The organism is Nonomuraea sp. NPDC003201 (genome assembly GCF_053590415.1).
In genome coordinates this window covers 1-2,307 of sequence record NZ_JBSFTC010000666.1, presented here as the reverse complement: position 1 = coordinate 2,307, position 2,307 = coordinate 1, and the positions used below count along the sequence as shown (strand labels likewise).

General features: G+C 73.4%; 2 protein-coding genes. Both read right to left on the bottom strand.

The window, feature by feature from the left end:
* Positions 1 to 112, bottom strand: a 112-nt coding sequence (locus tag ACWDX9_RS62515; RefSeq protein ID WP_449973319.1) for a metal-sensitive transcriptional regulator, incomplete at its 3' end; no start/stop codon positions are given.
* 47 nt (positions 113 to 159) lie between these two features.
* Positions 160 to 2,307, bottom strand: a 2,148-nt coding sequence (locus ACWDX9_RS62510; protein ID WP_449973318.1) for a xanthine dehydrogenase family protein molybdopterin-binding subunit, incomplete at its 5' end; no start/stop codon positions are given.

Sequence of the window (2,307 nt, the reverse complement as noted above, 5' to 3'; positions counted from 1 at the left end):
CGTCGATGCAGTACTTGTCGTCCTCGACCATCCGCTGCAACCCCCGCACCTGACCCTCGATCCGGCGCAGCCGCCGCAGCTGGTCCTGCTTGCTGCCGCTGTATCCGACCATGTCTCCCCCTTCCGACTCCTTGAACGTACCATACCCCCCTACCGTATTCAAAACATGAGCTTGTCCGGGGTGATGGGCAGGGATCGGACGCGTTTGCCGGTCGCGTGGTGGACGGCGTTGGCGACGGCGGCCGCCACGCCCACGATGCCGAGCTCGCCGATGCCCTTGGCGCCCAGCGGGGTCTGCGGGTCCGGCCGGTCGACGAAGCGGATGTCGATGTCGGGCACGTCGGCGTGCGTCGGCACGTGATAGTCGGCCAGGCTGTGGTTGACGATCAGGCCCGTGCGCTCGTCGAGCAGCGCCTCCTCGGTCAGCGCCATGCCGATGCCCATGATGATCCCGCCGCGCATCTGGCCGGCGGCCTGCTTGGGGTTGACGATCCGGCCGCCGTCGAACGCCCCGGCCCAGCGCGTGACGCGCGTCTCGCCGGTGTCCTCGTCCACCCGCACCTCGCAGAAGTGCGCGCCGTAGGAGTAGGTGCCGCGCTTGATCGTCTGGTACGGCAGCGCCGACCTGCCCTCCACCTCCACCCCGTCCAGCCCGGCCCTGGCCAGGATGCGCTCGTAGGTCTCGCCTCCCCGGGGGCCGAACAGGCCGCCGTCGCGGGTCTCCGCCTCGCCGGGCGACAGTCCGGCCAGCGGCGAACCGGTGCCGCGCGCCAGTTTCAGCAGCTCGCGGACGAGCTTGTCGCGGGCCGACCAGATGGCCGAGGCGAGCGTCGTGGTGGCGGCCGAGGCGCCGGGGATGCGGGTCCTGGCCACGTCGGAGTCGCCCTGTTCGAAGCGGACCCGGTCGAGGGGCAGGCCGAGCCGGTCGGCGGTGGCCTGGCTCTGCGCGGTCGAGGTGCCGGCGCCCAGTTCGTTGGTGCTGCTGCGGACGGTGACCGTGCCGTCGGCCGACAGGCGGAGCTTGACCCCGGCGATGAGCACGGCGTCGGGGTTGATCGCGGCGGCCATGCCGTACCCGATGAGCCAGCGGCCGTCGCGGGTCGCGCGGGGCACGGGCGGGCGCCGCGACCAGCCGAACGCGTCCGCGCCGAGCTGGTACGCCTCGCGCAGGTGGCGGCTGGTGAACCGGTTGCCCGCGACCGGGTCGCGGTCCGGCTCGTTGCGCAGGCGCAGTTCGAGCGGGTCCAGGCCGAGCCGCCAGGCCAGTTCGTCCATGGCCGACTCCAGGGCGAAGGAGCCCGGCGCGACGCCGGGGCCGCGGAAGAAGGCGTTCTGGATGCGGTCCAGGCGTACCACCTGCTGGGCGCTGTGCAGGTTGGGGCAGGCGTACAGATGCCGGGAGGCGATGACCGCGGCCTCGGCGAACTCGTCGGCGCTGCACGACGACACGGCGTGGTGCTCCAGCGCGGCGAGCCGCCCGGAGGCGTCGGCGCCGAGCGAGACGCGGCTGCGGGTCGGGGCGCGCCCGCCGGTCATGGCGAACAGGTCGGCGCGCGACAGGACGAGCTTGACCGGCCGGCCGCAGAGCCTGGCCGCGGCCACGGCGAGCCAGACGTGCGGCCAGGCGACGGTCTTGCCGCCGAAGCCGCCGCCGATGAACGGCGCGAGCACGCGGACGTTCTCCTCGGCCAGCGAGAACTTCCTGGCCAGCATCTCCTTGACCCCGTAGGGGTATTGCGAGGTGTCGTGGACGGTGAGCCGGTCGCCCTCCCAGTGGGCCACGGTGGCGTGCGGCTCCATCGCGTTGTGGTATTCGAGCGGCGTGGCGTACTCGGCCTCGACGGTGACCGCCGCCGGGGCGGTGCGGGGGTCGCCGATCCTGGTCACCGGCTCCTCCAGTACGGCGTGCGCGGGCGTGAAGGGCCGCTGCCCGGTCATCGACAGCGCGGCGGGCCACCGTTGGTAGTCGGCGTGGATCAGGGAGGCCGCGTGCCTGGCCTGCTCCGGGGACTCGGCGACGACCACCGCGATGGGCTGGCCGTACCAGAAGATCTCGTCGGTGTTGAGCACGGGCAGGCTGATCGCGGCGGCGCCCAGCGGGCCGCGGAGGGTGGCGTAGGCGGCGGTGCGCTTCATCGCGGGCGCGTTGTGGTGGGTCATCACGAGCAGCACGCCGGGCGCGGGAGGCACGTGGATGGCGGTGACGCGGCCCCTGGCGATGGTGCTGCCCACCACGGCGGCGTGGACGAGGCCGGGGAGCCGGTGCTCGGCCGTGTAGCGGACGGCGCCCGCGGCCTTGGCGGGGCC